Below are 18,337 nucleotides of genomic sequence, written 5' to 3' on the forward strand. Positions count from 1 at the left end.
AGCCCGGCGTCGGTGTCCGCGAGCTCGCTGACCACGTCGAACCCGAGCTCGAGCACGTCCGGCCCGAGCACCGCGACCGACTCCGGCGCCGCCACGTCCTCGTGCGTGACCCGCACCCACTCCAGCCCGAACAGCTCCTGACTGCTCTCGCCGAGCTGCCCGACGTCGACCGCCCGCACCACCACGGCCTCGACCGTGGCGACCGGCGCACCGGTCACGTCCGCCAGCGCGATCGTGCGGCGCATCCCGGCCTCGTCGCGGGTCAGCCTGACCCTGACCTCGCTCGCACCGGTGGCGTGCAGCGACACGCCCTCCCACGAGAACGGCAACCCGGCGTCGAGCGTCTCGTCCAGCAACGCCGCGTGCAGCGCCGCGTCGAGCAAAGCCGGGTGCAGCCCGTAAGCGCTCCCGTCGACCCCTTCGGGCAACGCCAGCTCGGCATAGATCTCGCCGCCGACCCGCCACGCGCCCCTGAGGTTCTGAAACGCCGGCCCGTAAGCGAACCCGACGTCCGCGAACCGCTCGTAGCAGCCCTCGTGGTCCATCTCCACCGCACCGGCCGGCGGCCACACGGTCGCGTCGAACGCCGCAACCTGCTCCCCAGCAGCCAGGAACCCGCTCGCGTGCTGCGTCCACGGCGCGTCCGGCACGTCCTCCGGCCGCGAGTGGATCGAGTACTGCCGCCGCCCGCTCTGCTCGGCACCGACCTTGAGCTGCACCTGCACCGCACCGCGCTCGGGCAGCACGAGCGGCGCGGCCAGCGTGAGGTCGTCGACCCGGTCCAGCCCGACCTCGTCCGCCGCCCTCATCGCCAGTTCGACCAGCACCGATGCCGGCACCAACGTGCGCCCCATGATCACGTGGTCGGCCAGCCACCGGTGCGTGCTCAGCGACATCCGGCTGCTGAACACGACGCCTTCGCCCCCGGCCAGCTCCACCGCCGCCCCCAGCAACGGGTGCGCGACGCTGACCAGCCCCAACCCGGACGCGTCCGACGGCCTGCCCGCACCCGACGGCCAGTACCGCCGCCGGTTGAACGGGTAGGTGGGCAGCTCGATCCTCGTGCCGCCCGCGTAGAACGGCATCCAGTCAACGTTGATTCCGCTGATGTGTACACGACTGAGTGCAGTCAACATTGACTCAACATCAGACTTGACCCGCGTCAACGTCGGAATCAACCCGTCAACCATCGCCGTCAACTGAGCATCAGGCCCCAGCTCCAACAACGTCACATCACCCAACCGCGTGACGTTCTCGTGGAACCGCACCACATCCCGCACGTGGTTCACCCAGTACTCGACCGTCGTGACGTCGCCCGACGCACTGATCGGAATCCGCGGCTCGCTGAACCGGACCTCGCTGATCGCCTCGCGGAAGTCGTCGAGCATCGGCTCCATCAACGGCGAGTGGAACGCATGGCTGACCTTCAGCCTCTTGCTCTTCCACCGCTCCGCAAGCCGGAGCACTTCATCCTCAGCACCCGCGATCACCACCGACCGCGGCCCGTTGACCGCCGCAACAGCCACCCCATCCGTGAGGTGCTGACGAACGTCCTCTTCGGACGCCACCACCGACACCATCGCGCCACCCGCCGGCAACGCCTGCATCAACGCCGCCCGCGCCGTGACCAAGAGACACGCATCCTCCAGGCTCAGCACCCCGGCAACATGCGCCGCCGCGATCTCACCGATCGAGTGCCCTGCAAGCTGGGCAACTTCAACCCCGAACGCTTCGATCATCCGGTACAGCGCCACCTCGACCGCGAAGATCGCCGGCTGCGCAACCCCCGTCTGGTTCAGCGCCTCCGCGTCCTCACCCCACATGACCTCCCGCACCGCCGGGTCGAGGTGCACCAGCACCGCGTCCAACGCCTCCGCGAACACCGGGAACCGCTCGTAGAGCTCACGCCCCATCCCCAGCCGCTGCGACCCCTGCCCGCTGAACACCACCGCGAGCGGCTTCCCGCTCACCACCCCGCTGGCCAGCTCAACGCCGTTCCACACCACCGCCCGGTGCTCGAACCGCGACCGCTTCAGCAACGAGAACCCGACGTCGTTCACATCGGCCCCACCCGCCACGACCGCCTTGATCCGCTCGACCTGAGCGCGCAGCGAAGCCGAGGACTTCGCCGAAACAACCAGCGGGGCCCCCAAGGGGGGACGCGAAGTCCCCACTCCAATCGTCTCACCCGTCCCCGACGAACCAGCGCCGCCAAGATCCACAACCGCCGACCTGTCCACAGCCGCCGAGTTGTCCACAGATCCCACGCCAGCCCCGTGACCAGCACTTCCAGCCGGTACGCTGGAAAACGGGGGGATCCCCGAGCCTGGCGCCTCCAAGATCACGTGCGCGTTCGTCCCCGAGACGCCGAAGGACGACACACCAGCCCGCCGCGGCCGCGCGACCGCAGGCCAGGAAGTGTTGCCAGTCAACAGCTGGACCGAGCCGGCCTCCCAGTCGACGTGCGACGACGGCCGGTCGACGTGCAGCGTCTGCGGCACCACCCCGTGCCGCAACGCCTGCACCATCTTGATGACCCCGGCGACACCCGCCGCAGCCTGCGTGTGCCCGATGTTCGACTTGATCGAACCGAGCAACAGCGGCGAAGGACGGTCCTGCCCATAGGTCGCCAGCAGCGCCTGCGCCTCGATCGGGTCACCCAACGACGTGCCCGTGCCGTGCGCCTCGATCACATCGACGTCCGCACTGGAAAGACCCGCCGACGCCAACGCCTGCCGAATCACCCGCTGCTGCGATGGCCCGTTAAGGCGCCGTCAGCCCGTTGGAAGCACCGTCCTGGTTGACCGCCGAACCACGCACGACCGCAAGCACGTCATGCCCCAGACGCCGCGCATCCGACAGACGCTCCAACACGACCACACCGACACCCTCGGCCCAACCAACACCATCAGCCGAGTCCGAGAACGCCTTACAACGACCATCCGGCGACAACCCGCGCTGCCGTGAGAACCCGATGAACGCACCCGGCGACGCCAACACCGTCACACCACCGGCAAGCGCCAACGAACACTCACCCGCGCGCAGAGCCTGCATAGCCCAATGCATTGCCACCAACGACGACGAGCACGCCGTGTCGAGAGTGACCGCCGGTCCCTCGAAACCGAACGTGTAGGACACACGCCCAGACACCACCGAAGGCGACCCACCGGTCGTCTGGTACCCCTCGGAGTCGCCCTCCAGCAGCAGCGAGTAGTCGTTGTACATGACACCGGCGAACACACCGGTCGAGCTGCCCTTCAACGCCATGGGATCGATGCCCGCCCGCTCCAACGCCTCCCACGACGTCTCCAGCAACAACCGCTGCTGCGCGTCCGTCGACACCGCCTCGCGCGGCGACATCCCGAAGAACTCCGGGTCGAACAGGTCGGCGTCGTGCAGGAACCCACCGGACTTCGTGTACGACGTACCGATGTGGTCCGGGTCCGGGTGGTAGAGCGAGTCGAGGTCCCAGCCGCGGTTGTCCGGGAACTCGCTGATCGCATCCCGCCCGTCGACCACCAGCTCCCACAGCTGCTCCGGCGTCGCCACCCCACCGGGATAGCGGCAGGCCATGCCGACGATCACGATCGGATCGTCCGAAGTGGACGTCAACGCGGGCAGCGACACCACGTCGTCGGCACCGAACAGCTCGTCGCGCAGGTACGCGGCCAGCACGGCAGCCGTCGGGTAGTCGAAGATCAACGTGCTCGGCAGCCGCAACCCGGTCACACCGTTCAGCCGGTTGCGGAGGTCGACCGCGGTCAGCGAGTCGAACCCGAGATCCTGGAACGCCTTCGCCGGATCCACCGCGGCGACACCGTCATGTCCCAGCACCGCGGCGACCTCGGTGCGCACCAGCTCGAGCAACGCCGCCAGCCGCGCTTCCGGAGCCAACGCCGTGAGCCGCTGTACCAACCCGGAATCCGCCTGCGCAACCCGCCGAGCCCGCGTCCGGACCAGACCGCGCAGCAACGGACGGATCTCGTCGTGCCCGCGCAGCGTCGCGAGGTCCAGGCGCAACGGCAACAACACCGCGTCCTCGCCCGCGATTGCCGCGTCGAACAACGCCAGCCCCTGCTCGACGGTCAACGGCGGAGTGCCGCCGCGCGCCATGCGTTCGGCGTCGGCCTCCGACAGCATGCCGGTCTGGTCCCACGCACCCCACGCGAGCGAGACAGCGGGCAACCCGAGCGAGCGGCGGTGTTGTGCCAACGCGTCGAGGAACGCGTTGCCCGCCGCGTAGTTCGCCTGTCCAGCGGCACCGAACGTACCGGCAGCGCTGGAGAAGATGACGAAGTTGTCGAGGTTCTTGGTGAGCTCGTGCAGGTTCCAGGCCGCATCGACCTTCGGTCGCAACACGGAAGCCAGCCGCTCCGGCGTCAGCGACTCGACCACGCCGTCGTCCAGCACACCCGCGGTGTGCACGACGCTGCGGACCTTGTGCTTCTTCAGCACCTTCTGCAACGCCTTGCGGTCACTCACATCGCACGCCACCACGGCGACCTTGGCGTCCACATCGGACACGTCGGCCTTGCCGGTGCGGCTGACCAACACGAGTTCCTTGACGCCGTACCGTTCAACGAGGTGCTTCGCGACCATGCGCCCAAGTCCCCCGGTACCACCGGTGATCAACACCGGCCCGGTGAACTCGCCGCGCGCCGACGCCTCGGCACGCGCGAGCCGCGCCGCGAAGACCTGCTCGCCGCGCACGCGCAGCTGCGGTTCGTCGATCGCGAGAACCTGCTCGGACACCTCGCCATCGGTGTCGATGAGCGTGAACCGGCCGGGGTGCTCGTTCTGCGCGGCCCTGACCAGGCCGTGCACCGCGCTCGCGGCCAGGTCGTCCTGGCGCGTCACGAACACCAGCCGCCCAGCCCGCTCCTCAGCGATCCAGCGCTGCACCAACTCCAACGCGCGAGCCGCCAGCGCATGCGTCTGCGCAACGACGTCGCCGTCACCGACGAACTCCTCGACGACCACCGCGGCCGCACCGGCACTCGGCAACGTGACCGGCACCCACTCGAGCCGGAACAACGAGTCGCGCTCCACCCCGCTGACCTGCTCCGCCGCAACCGCCCGCGTCACCAGCGACCCGATCGTCGCCACCGGCGCACCAGTAGTGTCCGCGACGGCGATCACCCACGCGCCGCCGTCACGGCGCAGCCGAACCCGGACCGCCGACGCGCCCGTGGCGTGCAGCGACACGTTCTCCCACGAGAACGGCAGCCCCGCCTCGACCCCGTCGAAGAACCCGCCGGCGTGCAGTACCGCGTCGAGCAACGCGGGATGGACACCGTAACCAGCCGCCTCTTCCGGCAGCACGACCTCGGCGAACACCTCGTCGCCCGCGCGCCACACGGCCCGCAGCCCCTGGAACAGCGGCCCGTACTCGAACCCGTTCTCCGCGAACCGCTCGTAAGCACCCTCGACGTCCACAGCTTCCGCGTTCGGCGGCCACACCGTCGCGTCGAAGTCGTCGGTCACCACACCGCTCGCCAGGAACCCGGTCGCGTGCTGCGTCCACGGCACGTCTTCGCCGTCCGGCCGCGAGAACACCTCGACCGCGCGTCGCCCGTTCTCCTCGACGCCGACCGCGACCTGAACCCGCAGCGCGCCCTGCTCGGGCAGCACCAGCGGTGCCGCCAGGGTGAGCTCGTCGACGCGGTCGAGCCCGACCTCGTCCCCGGCCCGCAGCGCCAACTCCAGGAACGCCGTGCCCGGCAGCAGCACCTGCCCGAACACCGTGTGGTCCGCGAGCCACGGGTGCGTGCTCAGCGACAGCCGCGACGTGAACAGGTAGCCGTCCGAGCTCGCCACGTCGACCGCGGCGCCGAGCAACGGGTGCTCGACCCGCGTGAGCCCGAGTGCCCCGACGTCACCGGGCTTGCGCATCGGCTTCGGCCAGAACATCTGGTGGTCCAACGCGTAGGTGGGCAGATCAACCTTTCGTCCACCTGTGTACAGCTGCGTCAAGTCAACATTGATCCCGTCAACATGTACTTGACTGAGTGCAATCAACATTGACGTGACTTCACCGCGGTCACGCCTCAACGTCGCCGTCGAGCCGTCCACCATCGAGCTCAGCTGCGCGTCCGGCCCGACCTCCAGCAGCACAACGTCACCCAGTCGCGTGACGTTCTCGTGGAACCGAACCGCGTCCCGGACGTGGTTCACCCAGTAGTCGACGGTCGTGACATCGCCCGACGCACTGATCGGAACCTGCGGCTGCCCGAACCGGATGTCGCTGATCGCCTCGCGGAAGTCGGTCAGCATCGGCTCCATCAACGGCGAGTGGAACGCGTGCGACACCTTCAGCCGCTTGCTCTTCCACCGCGCCGCCACCGCGAGCACTTCTTCTTCGACGCCAGCGATCACAACCGTGCGCGGTCCGTTGACGGCAGCAATCGACACGCCATCAGTCAAATGCGGCAGCACTTCTTCTTCGGACGCGATCACCGACACCATCGCGCCACCCGCCGGCAACGCCTGCATCAACGCCGCCCGCGCCGTGACGAGCTGGCACGCGTCCTCCAGGCTGAGCACACCGGCGACATGCGCAGCGGCGATCTCACCGATCGAGTGCCCGACCAGGTGGTCCGGCCGCACCCCGAACGACTCGACCAGCCGGTACAGCGCCACCTCGACCGCGAAGATCGCCGGCTGTGCGACGCCCGTCTGGTTCAGCGCCTCGGCGTCCTCACCCCACATGACCTCGCGCACGGCGGGGTCGAGGTTGACCAGCGCCGCGTCGAGCGCCTCCGCGAACACCGGGAACGCCTCGTACAGCTCCCGCCCGGCCCCGATCCGCTGCGACCCCTGCCCGGAGAACAGCACCGCCAGCGGCTTCCCGGCCGCCACCCCTTCGGCGACGACCTCACCGTCCAGCACCACCGCCCGGTGCTCGAACAACGCCCGCGTGGTCGCCAGCGAGTACCCGACGTCGTTCGCGTCGGCCCCGCTCGCCACCAGCGCCTTGATCCGTTCGACCTGAGCGCGCAGCGAAGCGGAGGACTTCGCCGAAACAAGCAGCGGGGCCCCCATGGGGGGACGCGAAGTCCCCACTCCAATCATCTCAGGCAGGTCTGACAATTCCGGAGCAGCCGGAACATCAAGATCGGCAGCGGCCTCCAGGATCACGTGCGCGTTCGTGCCCGACACGCCGAACGACGAAACACCGGCACGACGCGGGCGAGACACCGCGGGCCAGGAGCGCGCAGAGGTCAGCACCTCGACGGCGCCGGACTCCCAGTCCACCTGCGTGGTCGGGGTGCCGACGTGCAGGGTCTGCGGCAGAACGCCGTGCTGCAGCGCCTGCACCATTTTGATGATGCCCGCGACACCGGCGGCGGCCTGCGTGTGACCGATGTTCGACTTGACCGAGCCGAGGTACAGCGGCTCAGGCCGATCCTGCCCGTACACCGCGAGCAGTGCCTGCGCTTCGATCGGGTCCCCGAGCCTGGTCGCGGTGCCGTGCGCCTCGACCGCGTCGACATCAGCCGGCGACAGCCCAGCAGAAGCCAGAGCAGCACGGATCACCCTCTGCTGCGACGGGCCGTTCGGCGCGGTCAGGCCATTCGAAGCACCATCCTGGTTCACCGCCGAACCGCGCACCACCGCCAGCACGCGATGCCCGTTGCGCACAGCATCCGACTGCCGTTCCAGCACCAGCAGACCGACACCCTCACCCCAGCCGGTGCCGTCCGCGTCGTCGGAGAACGCCTTGCAGCGCCCGTCGGCCGAAAGCCCGCGCTGGCGGGAGAACTCGACGTACGTGTGCGGCGTGGACATCACCGTCACACCACCGGCCACCACCAGCGAGCACTCCCCCGAACGCAGCGCGGAGGAAGCGAGGTGCAGCGCGACCAGCGAAGAAGAACACGCGGTGTCGACGGTGACGGCCGGCCCCTCGAACCCGAACGTGTACGAAATACGGCCCGACGCGATGCTGCCCGCACTACCCTGGCCCTGGTGCCCTTCGAACTCGCCACCGTCCAGAATGGACGCGTAGTCGTTGTACATGACACCGGTGAACACACCAGTCGAGCTGCCGCGCAACGAGCCCGGGTCGATACCCGCCCGTTCCAACGCCTCCCAGGTCGTCTCCAGCAACAACCGCTGCTGCGAGTCGGTCGCGAGCGCCTCCCGCGGCGACATGCCGAAGAACGCCGGGTCGAACTCGCCCGCGTCGTGCAGGAAGCCGCCGGAGATCGAGTACGTCGTACCCGCGTGGTCGGGGTCGGGGTGGTAGATGCCGTCGACGTCCCAGCCGCGGTTGACCGGGAACTCCGTGATCGCGTCAACACCGTCGGACACCAGCTGCCACAGGTCCTCCGGTGACGACACGCCATCGGGGAAGCGGCAGGCCATCCCGACGATCACGATCGGATCGTCCGAAGTGGACGTGATGGACACCGGGGCGATGTCACCGGCTGCCCCGAACAGCTCGTCCCGCAGGAAGCCGGCCAGCACCGCCGAGGTCGGGTAGTCGAACGTCAACGTCGCCGGCAGCCGCAGCCCGGTGACCTCACCGAGCCGGTTGCGCAGCTCCACAGCGGTCAACGAGTCGAATCCGAGCGACTGGAACGCACGCGTCGGATCGATCGTCTCGCCGCCGCTGTGCCCGAGGACGACGCCGACTTCGGCGCGCACGAGGTCGAGCAGTGCTTCCAAGCGGCCATCAGCGTCGAGCCCGGCGAGCCTCTGCACCAGCGACGACGACGTGCCAGACGCGGCAGCACGACGTGCCCGCACCTTCACGAGGCCACGCAGCACCGCCGGAACCTCACCGCGCGCCCGGAACACCGGCAGGTCGATCCGCAGCGGCAGCACCAGTCCGGAACCCGAAGCCAGTGCCGCGTCGAAGAGCTCGACGCCCTCGGCGGGCGTGATCGGCGGCATGCCGGACTTGGCGAGCCGCTCGGCGTCGGCGCCGGACAGCATGCCGGTCTCGGCCCACGCACCCCACGCCAGCGACACACCCGGCAGACCCGCCGCACGCCGGTGTTCGATCAGCGCGTCGAGGAACGTGTTGCCCGCCGCGTAGTTGGCCTGACCGGACGAACCGAAGATGCCGGCGCCGGAGGAGTAGACGACGAACGCCGACACGTCACCAGCAAGCTCGTGCAGGTTCCACGCCGCGTCGACCTTGGGCCGCAACACGTTCGACACGCGCTCGGGCGTGAGCGACTCGACCACACCGTCGTCCAGCACGCCGGCCGTGTGCACAATGGACCGAATCTCGCGCCCAGCAAAAAGATTCTCGACAGCATGCCGGTCAGCGACATCACACGCCACGACCGTGACCGACGCGTCCAGCGACGCAACCCAGTCCGGCGTCTCACCGCGCCGGCTGACCAGCACCAGCTGGCGAACACCATGCGTTGCAACAAGATGCCGTGCGATGACCTGACCAAGACCACCGGTGCCGCCGGTGACCAGCACGGGTCCTTCGAGCACCACGCGGTCGACGGGCGCCGCGATCCGGGCGATGCGCGGCACGAACGCCTCGCCGCCCCGCAACCGCAGCTGCGGTTCGGCACTGGCCAGCGCCGCGTCCGGCACGTCACCGTCGGTCTCGATCAACGCGAACCGCTCGGGGTGCTCCGACTGCGCTGCCCGCACCAGGCCCCACACCGCCGACGCGCCCAGATCACCCTGCCGCGTCACGAAAACGAGCTTCTCCGCACGTTCGTCCGCAACCCACTCCTGGATCTTCGCGAGCACGGCCGCGGTCAACGCGTGCGCCGCCTCGACCGGCGAGCCTTCCGACGTCACGTGCTCGACGACCACCGCCGCCGGCACCGCGTCGGTGAGCGTGATCGGCACCCAGTCCAGCCCGAACAACGCGTCCTGCGCCGCACTGAGCTGCTGCGCTTGAACCGCGCGCGTCACCAGCGACCCGACCGTCGCCACCGGCGCACCGGACGTGTCGGCGATGGCGATCTCCATCGAGCTCTCGCCGGTGGTGGTCAGCCGGACGCGCAGCGCCGTGGCCCCCACCGCGTGCAGCGCGACGTTCTCCCACGAGAACGGCACCGCACCCTCGGTCCGCTGGTCGGCGAACGCCACCGCGTGCAGCGCCGCGTCCAGCAACGCAGGGTGGATGCCGAAACCGGTCGCCGTCACGTCCTCGGGCAGCGCGACCTCGGCGAACACCTGGTCACCGCGCTTCCAGGCGGCCTGCAGCCCTTGGAACGCGTGCCCGTAGTCGAACCCGAGCTCCGCGAACCGCTCGTACATGCCCTCGACATCTACTGCTTCGGCGTCCGGCGGCCACGCCGTCGCGTCGAAGTCACTGGTCAGCGTGCCCGCGGCCAGGAAGCCGGTGGCGTGCTCGGTCCACGGCAGGTCGCTGTCCTCGGGACGGCTGTGGATCGCGACCGACCGCCGTTCCCCGTCCGCGCCGACCCGGATCTGCACCTGCACAGCACCCGACTCGGGCAGCACGAGCGGTGCGGCAATCGTCAGCTCGTCGACGCGGTCGAGGCCCACCTCGTCCGCGGCCCGCACCGCGAGCTCGACCAGGGCCGCGCCGGGCACGAGCACCTTGCCGTGCAGCGAGTGGTCGCGCAGCCACGGATGCGTGCGCAGCGACAGCCTGCTCGTGAACAGCAGACCCTCTCCCCCGGCGAGCTCGACGGCCGCGCTGAGCAACGGGTGCTCCACCGCGCCGAGCCCCGCCGACCGGACGTCCGACCGCGTCGACACCTCCGGCCAGAACCGCTGCTGCTCGAACGCGTACGTCGGCAGGTCGACCTTGCGGCCATGTTGACAGAACTTGTTCCAATCAACATTGACGCCGTCAACATTGAGGCGACTCAATGCAGTCAACATTGACTTGATTTCGTCAACATTGCGCCGAACCGCAGGTACACAGCCGTCCACCAACGCGGACAGCACGCCGTCAGGCCCGATCTCCAGGAACTTGGCGTCACCCAGCCGTGTCACGTTGTCGTGGAAGCGCACGGTCCCGCGAACGTGTTCCACCCAGTAGTCGACGTTGTCCGGCTCTCCGGACGTCGACATCGCGATGCTCGGCGCGCGGAACTCGATGCCGCTGATCGCCTCGCGGAAGTCCTCCAGCATCGGCTCCATCAACGGCGAGTGGAACGCGTGCGACACCTTCAACCGCTTGTTCTTCCACCGCGCGGCGACTGCCAGCACTTCCTCTTCGACGCCCGCGATCACCACGGATCGCGGCCCGTTGACGACAGCGATGGACACGCCATCGGTCAGGTGCTCGCGCACCTTCTTCTCAGACGCGACCACGGACACCATGGCGCCACCACTCGGCAGTGCCTGCATCAGCGACGCGCGCGCGTTCACGAGCTGACACGCGTCCTCAAGAGAGAACACCCCAGCAACGTGCGCAGCCGCGATCTCGCCGATGGAGTGCCCGGCGATGTGGTCCGGCGTCACGCCGTAGGACTCGAACAGCCGGTACAGCGCCACCTGGAACGCGAACAGCGCCGGCTGCGTGTACCCGGTCTGGTTCAGCCGCTCCTGGTCGTCGCCCCACATGACCTCGCGCACCGCGGGGTCGAGGTGGAGCAGCACGCCGTCCAGCGCCTCCGCGAACACCGGGAACGCCTCGAACAGCTCGCGCCCCATCCCGACCCGCTGCGACCCCTGCCCGCTGAACAGAAACGCCAGGCTCCCCGCCTTCGCAGCGCCACTGGCCACTACCTCGCCATCAAGCACCACGGCCCGGTGGTCGAACAACGCGCGCGTGGTCAGCAACGAGTACGCGATGTCCGCCGCGTCCCCCGGCCACGCCTTGATTCGCTCAACTTGCTGCGCCAGCGCCGCCGCCGACTTCGCCGACACCAGCCACGGCGTCGGAATCGATCCCGACTGGCCCCCTCCGGGGGAGACCGAGGTCCCCACTCCAATCGTCGCACGGGGCACCGAGGAAACGCCGTCGGGAAGATCGACAACGGCCGGGTTGTCCACAGGCGCCGAGTTGTCCACAGATTCCGGTGAGGCCGTCTGAGCTGTGGTTTCGATCGGTACGCTGGAAAACGGGGGGATCCCCGTGCCCGGCGCTTCCAAGATCACGTGGGCGTTGGTGCCGGAGACGCCGAAGGACGAGACGCCGGCGCGGCGGGGGCGGGAGGCCACGGGCCACGAGGTTGCGGTGGTCACCAGCGAGACGTCGCCGGCCGACCAGTCGATGTGGGTTGAAGGCTGGTCGACGTGCAGTGTTGCGGGGACGACGCCGTGCTGCATCGCGTGGACCATCTTGATGATGCCGGCGACACCGGCAGCGGCCTGCGTGTGGCCGATGTTCGACTTGATGGAACCGAGCAGCAGCGGCGCGGGGCGTTCCTGGCCGTACACCGCCAACAGCGCCTGAGCCTCGATCGGGTCACCGAGGGTCGTGCCGGTGCCGTGTGCCTCCACCACGTCGACATCGGCGACCGACAGGCCGGCAGAAGCCAGAGCCGACCGGATCACCCGTTGCTGCGAAGGGCCGTTGGGAGCGGTCAGGCCGTTCGAGGCACCGTCCTGGTTCACCGCGGAACCGCGCACGACAGCCAAGACGCGATGACCGTTGCGGACAGCGTCGGACTGGCGTTCGAGCACCAGCAGACCGACGCCCTCACCCCAACCGGTGCCATCGGCGGCGTCGGCGAACGACTTGCAGCGGCCGTCCATCGCCAGGCCGCGCTGCTTGGAGAAGGCGACGAAAGAGCCGGGCGTCGACATGACGGTCACACCACCGGCCAACGCCAGCGAGCATTCACCGTTGCGCAGAGCGGAAGAAGCAAGGTGCAACGCGACCAAAGAAGAAGAGCACGCGGTGTCGACCGTGACCGCGGGACCCTCAAGACCGAAGGTGTAGGCGACACGACCGGACAGCACACTCTGCGCGGTGCCGGTGCCCTGATAGCCCTCGAAGATGTCGTCGGACACCAATGTCGAGTAGTCGTTGGACATCACACCGGCGAAGACACCGGTCTTGGAACCACGCTGCGAACCGGGATTGATGCCTGCGCGTTCGAAGGCCTCCCAAGCGGTCTGCAGCAGCAGGCGGTGCTGCACGTCCGTGGCGAGCGCCTCGCGCGGGGACATGCCGAAGAAGTCCGGGTCGAACGACGGGGCGTCGTGCAGGAACCCGCCATGCATGACATGCGTCTTGCCGGCGGCGTCGGGATCCGGGTCATAAAGGAAGTCGAGGTCCCAGCCGCGGTTGGCGGGGAAGCCCGTGATGCCGTCGCGTTCCTCGAAGACCAAGCGCCACAGGTCTTCCGGCGACGAGACACCGCCTGGGTAGTGGCAGGCCATGCCGACGATCACGATCGGGTCGTCGTCGGAGACGGCGACCACCGACTCCGGCACGGCGACATCGGCGCCGAACAGCTCGTCCAGGAGGAAGGAGGCCAGGGCGCCCGCGGTCGGGTAGTCGAAGATCAGCGTCGCGGGCAGGCGGATCCCGGTCGACGCGGTCAGGCGGTTGCGCAGCTCCACGGCGGTCAGCGAGTCGAAACCCAAGCCCTGGAACGTCCGCGTGCGGTCCACTTCGGACGCGCTGCCGTGACCGAGCACGGCGGCGACCTCAGCGGCGACCAGGTCGAGTAACGCCTCCAAGCGCCCGTCGGCGTCAAACCGTGCGAGTGAAGCGACAAGGCCTTCCGCGGCAAGCGAAGAAGCAGCGGCACGGCGCTTCGGCGTCTTGATGAGGCCGCGCAGCAACGGTGGCGGTGAGCCCAGAGCGCGCAGTGCGGCGAGATCCAGTCGCAGCGGCAGCAGGAACGCGTCGGAGCTCGCGGCACCGGCGTCGAACAGCGCGAGACCCTCGGCGACGGTCAGCGGCGGCATGCCGGAGCGGGATGCGCTGCAGGTCGGCGTCGGACATCGCCGCGGTCATGCCCGAGGTCTGCTCCCAAGCACCCCAGGCCAGGGACACCGCGTGCTGGCCGGACGCGCGGCGCACGCGGGCCAGTGCGTCGAGGAAGGCGTTGGCGGCGGCGTAGTTCGCCTGGCCGGCACCTCCGAACGTGCCCGCGGCGGACGAGAACAGCACAAACGGCACGTCAGGCAGCAAAGAATGCAGGTGCAGGGCCGCGTCGGCCTTCGGGCGCAACACGGTGTCGATGCGAGCAGGCGTCAGCGACTCGACCACACCGTCGTCGAGCACAGCGGCCGTGTGCACGACACCACCGACGGAATACCGTGACAGCAACGACTCCAGCGCAGACCGGTCGGAGACGTCACACGCCTCGACGACCACGTCCGCACCGAGCTCACGCAAAGACGACACGTCGGCGGAGCCGGTCCGCGACACCAGCAGCAGCTCACGAACACCGTGCTCGACCACCAGGTGCCGCGCCACGAGCTGGCCGAGCCCGCCGGTACCGCCGGTGATCAGCACCCGCCCGTACCAGGACAGCGGCTCCGGCGGCAGCGCGGCACGGCCGAGACGCGCGGCCAGCACGACACCGTCGCGGATCGCCAGCACCGGCTCGTCGGTCGTCATCGCGCTCAGCACCGCGCCGGCCGAGGCCTCCGCGAAGTCCAGGTCCACCAGCACGAACCGGCCGGGGTGCTCGGACTGCGCCGACCGCACCAGACCACGGGCGGCCGCCGCGGACAGGTCGTCACCGTCGACCGCACCCCGCGTCACGAACGCCAGCCGCCCCGACCCCGGCGAACGGAGGAACTCCTGCACCAACCCGAGAACACGCGCACAGGTGTCGCGAACATCAGTTCCCACAACGGGAACCAGCGTCAGGTCAGCGTCCGTGAAGGTCGACACGACCGGACCGGCGGCCAGCGACAGCACGTCCGGCCCGAGCACCGCCACGGTCTGGGAACCGAACCCGACCGGCAGCTCCACCGGCGCCCACTCGACGCGGAACAACGAGTCCCGCTCCACCCCGACACCGATCTCGTCGACCGGCACGGGCCGCGTCTGCAACGCCTCCACGGACGCGACCGGAGCACCGGTCGCGTCGGCGACGGCGATCTCCATCGAGCCGTCCTCGCCCCGCGACAACCGCACCCGCACCACCGACGCGCCCGACGCGTGCAGCGACACACCCTGCCACGAGAACGGCAGCCCACCCCGGCTGATCGACCCCAGGTCGCCGAACCCGGCCGCGTGCATACCGGCGTCCAGCAACGCCGGGTGCAGCCCGAACGCCGACCCGTCCACACCGTCCGGCAGCGCGACATCGGCGTACACCACGCCGTCACCACCGCGCCACACCGCCTGCAGGCCCTGGAAAACGGGCCCGTAGTCGAAACCCATGTCGGTGAACCGCTCGTACGACCCACCGATGTCCACGTACTCGGCGCCGACCGGCGGCCACACCGACGCGTCGAACGACACCGCGGACGCACCGGAGCCGAGCACACCCGACGCGTGCTGCACCCACGGCGTGTCAAGAGATCCCTCCGGCCGGGAGAAGATCGCCACCGACCGCCGGCCCGCGGAGTCCGCCGCACCGACCGAAACCTGCACCTGCACAGCCGCATCCGGTGTGAACACCAGCGGCGCGGCGAGCGTCAGCTCCTCGACGCGGTCACACCCGACCTCGTCGGCGGCCCGCACCGCCAGCTCCAGGAACGCCGTGCCCGCGAACAGCACCCGCCCCATCACCACGTGATCGGCCAGCCACGGGTGCGTCGCCAGCGACAACCGCGACGTGAACAGGTGCCCCGCCGAGCCGGCCAGCTCCACCGCCGCGCCCAGCAACGGATGCCCGACCGAACCGAGCCCCGCACCGCGCACGTCACCGGACTGCGTCTTCGGCCGCGGCCAGAACCGCTGCCGCTGGAACGCGTACGTCGGCAGGTCGGCCCGCACCGCACCCGTTCCCTCGAACAACCGCGCCCACTCCACCGCCACACCCGTGACGTGCAGGCGCGCCAGACCGGAGACGAACGCGAGCTCTTCACCGCGGTCCTTGCGCAGCAGCGGAACCGCGCCGTCGACCAGCGCCGACAGCACCCCGTCCGGTCCGATCTCGACGAACGTCCGCTGCCCCAGCGCCGTCACGTTGTCGTGGAACCGCACGGCTTCCCGCACGTGCGAAACCCAGTAGTCGACCGAGGTCACGTCACCGGAAGCCTGGAAGGCGATGGCGGGCGCGGTGAACGTGAGCCCGGAGATCGCGGAACGGAAGTCCGCGAGCATCGGCTCCATCAACGGCGAGTGGAACGCGTGCGACACGGAAAGCCGCTTCGTCTTGCGGCCCTCGAACCGCGCCGCCACCGCGAGCGCCTCTTCCTCGGCACCCGCGATGACCACGGAGGAAGGCCCGTTGACCGCCGCGATCGACACACCGGCGGTGAGCAGCGGCGTGACCTCGTCCTCCGACGCCTGCACCGCGATCATCACGCCACCCGCCGGCAGCGACTGCATCAACGTCGCCCGCGCGGTCACCAGCGCACACGCGTCCCGCAACGACAGCACACCGGCGACGTGTGCGGCCGCGATCTCGCCGATCGAGTGGCCGGCGACGTGCTCGGGCACCACGCCGAACGACTCCACCAGCCGGTACAGCGCGACCTGCACCGCGAACAGCGCGGGCTGCGTGAACCGGGTCTGCTCCAGCGCCGCGGCGTCGGAGCCCCACACCACCGAGCGCAGCGACGGGTCGAGGTGGCTCAGAACCTCGTCGAAAGCGGAAGAGAAGACCGGGAAGCGAGCATGGAGCTCACGACCCATCCCGATCCGCTGGGAACCCTGACCGGAGAAGAGGAACGCGAGCGTGTTCTCCTCGGCGACCACCCCGCGCGCCAGCTCCGTGCCGTCCGGCAGGACAACGGCCCGGTGCTCGAACGACGCACGCGCGGTCGCGAGGGTGAACCCGATGTCCAGCGGTGACAACGAGCCCACGACGGACTGCAGCCGAGCACGCTGCTCGTCCAGAGCAGCAGGAGTGCGCGCCGACAGCACCCACGGGACCACGGCCGGCGCAGCGGAAACCTCAGCCGCCTCGACCACGACGGCCGGTGCCTGCTCGATGATCACGTGGGCGTTCGTGCCGGAGACGCCGAAAGCGGAGACACCGGCACGCAGCGGCCGCTCGACCAAAGGCCACGGACGTGCGTCGTGCAGCAGCGAGACGTTGCCCTTGGTCCAGTCGACCTGGGTGGAAGGAGTGCCGAGGTGCAGGGTCTTGGGCAGCAGGCCGTGCTGCAGCGCCATGACGACCTTGATCACGCCGGCGACACCGGCCGCGCCCTGGGGGTGGCCGATGTTCGACTTGACCGACCCGAGGTAGAGGGGTTCGGCGCGGTCCTGGCCGTAGACCGACAGGATCGCCTGCGCCTCGATCGGGTCGCCCAGCGTGGTGCCGGTGCCGTGCGCCTCCACGGCGTCCACATCGGACGGGGTGAGGTTGCCGTTCTGCAGCGCCTGCCGGATGACGCGCTGCTGCGACGGGCCGTTCGGCGCGGTCAGGCCGTTGGAAGCGCCGTCCTGGTTGATCGCGGAGCCGCGGACGACCGCGAGGACCTTGTCACCGGCGCGCTGGGCGTCGGACAGGCGCTTGAGCACCAGCACGCCGACGCCTTCGGACCAGCCGGTGCCGTCGGCGTCGTCGGAGAACGCCTTGCAGCGGCCGTTGCCCGCGAGCCCGCCCTGCGCCGTGAAGGCGGTGAACCCGGCGGGCGTGGTCATGACCGCGACACCACCGGCCAGCGCCAGGTCGCACTCGCCGCCGCGCAGGGCCTGGGCGGCCAGGTGCAGCGCCACCAGCGAGGACGAGCAGGCGGTGTCGACGGTGACGGCGGGGCCTTCGAGGCCGAGGAGGTAGGAGATGCGGCCGGACAGCACGGAAGCGGCGAACGCTGTGGTGGCGTAGAGGCCGACGTCCTCGGCGGACCGGGAGAGCAGGTCGGCGTAGTCCTGCGAGGTGGTGCCCATGAACACGCCGGTTTTGGTGCCGCGCAACGACTGCGCGTTCACACCGGCCCGTTCCAGCGCCTCCCAGGACGTCTCGAGCAGCAGGCGCTGCTGCGGGTCCATGACGACGGCTTCACGGGGCGAGATGCCGAAGAACCCGGCGTCGAACGACGCCGGGTCTTCGAGGAAGCCACCCTCGATGGTGGCGGAGGCGAGTTCCGAGAGGTCCCAGCCGCGATCGGCGGGGAAGCCACCGATCGCGTCCCTGCCGTCCGCGACGACCTGCCAGAGGTCCTCCGGCGAGGCCACCCCGCCGGGGTACCGGCAGCCGATGCCCACGATCGCGATCGGTTCCACCGCTGCCGCGATCAGCTGCTGGTTCTGCTTGCGCAGCCGGTCGATCTCCTTCAGTGACGACCGCAGAGCCTCGACGTACTGGTTAGCAGAGGTGGTCATCGCGCTTCCTTCTCGGATCGCCCG

The 18,337-nt window shown here is 69.6% G+C and carries 1 protein-coding gene and 2 pseudogenes; all 3 read right to left on the bottom strand.

Translation table 11 applies throughout. From position 1 onward, the window contains the following. Positions 1-215 precede the first annotated feature (215 nt). A pseudogene (locus tag BBK82_RS57265) lies at positions 216-2,744 on the bottom strand (acyltransferase domain-containing protein); the annotation flags it as partial. A gap of 19 nt (positions 2,745-2,763) precedes the next feature. Next, positions 2,764-13,821, bottom strand: coding sequence for a type I polyketide synthase (locus BBK82_RS56130; protein WP_065920690.1), 11,058 nt, complete (start codon positions 13,819-13,821; stop codon positions 2,764-2,766). A gap of 121 nt (positions 13,822-13,942) precedes the next feature. Next, a pseudogene (locus tag BBK82_RS53560) lies at positions 13,943-18,331 on the bottom strand (SDR family NAD(P)-dependent oxidoreductase); the annotation flags it as partial. Positions 18,332-18,337 lie beyond the last annotated feature (6 nt).

Origin of the sequence: Lentzea guizhouensis, from assembly GCF_001701025.1 — a bacterium.
Classification (GTDB): domain Bacteria; phylum Actinomycetota; class Actinomycetes; order Mycobacteriales; family Pseudonocardiaceae; genus Lentzea; species Lentzea guizhouensis.

Excerpts from the sequence above, each read along its gene's own strand:
- BBK82_RS56130 (WP_065920690.1), bottom strand. The coding sequence starts at position 13,821 with ATGCCGCCGCTGACCGTCGCCGAGGGTCTCGCGCTGTTCGACGCCGGT.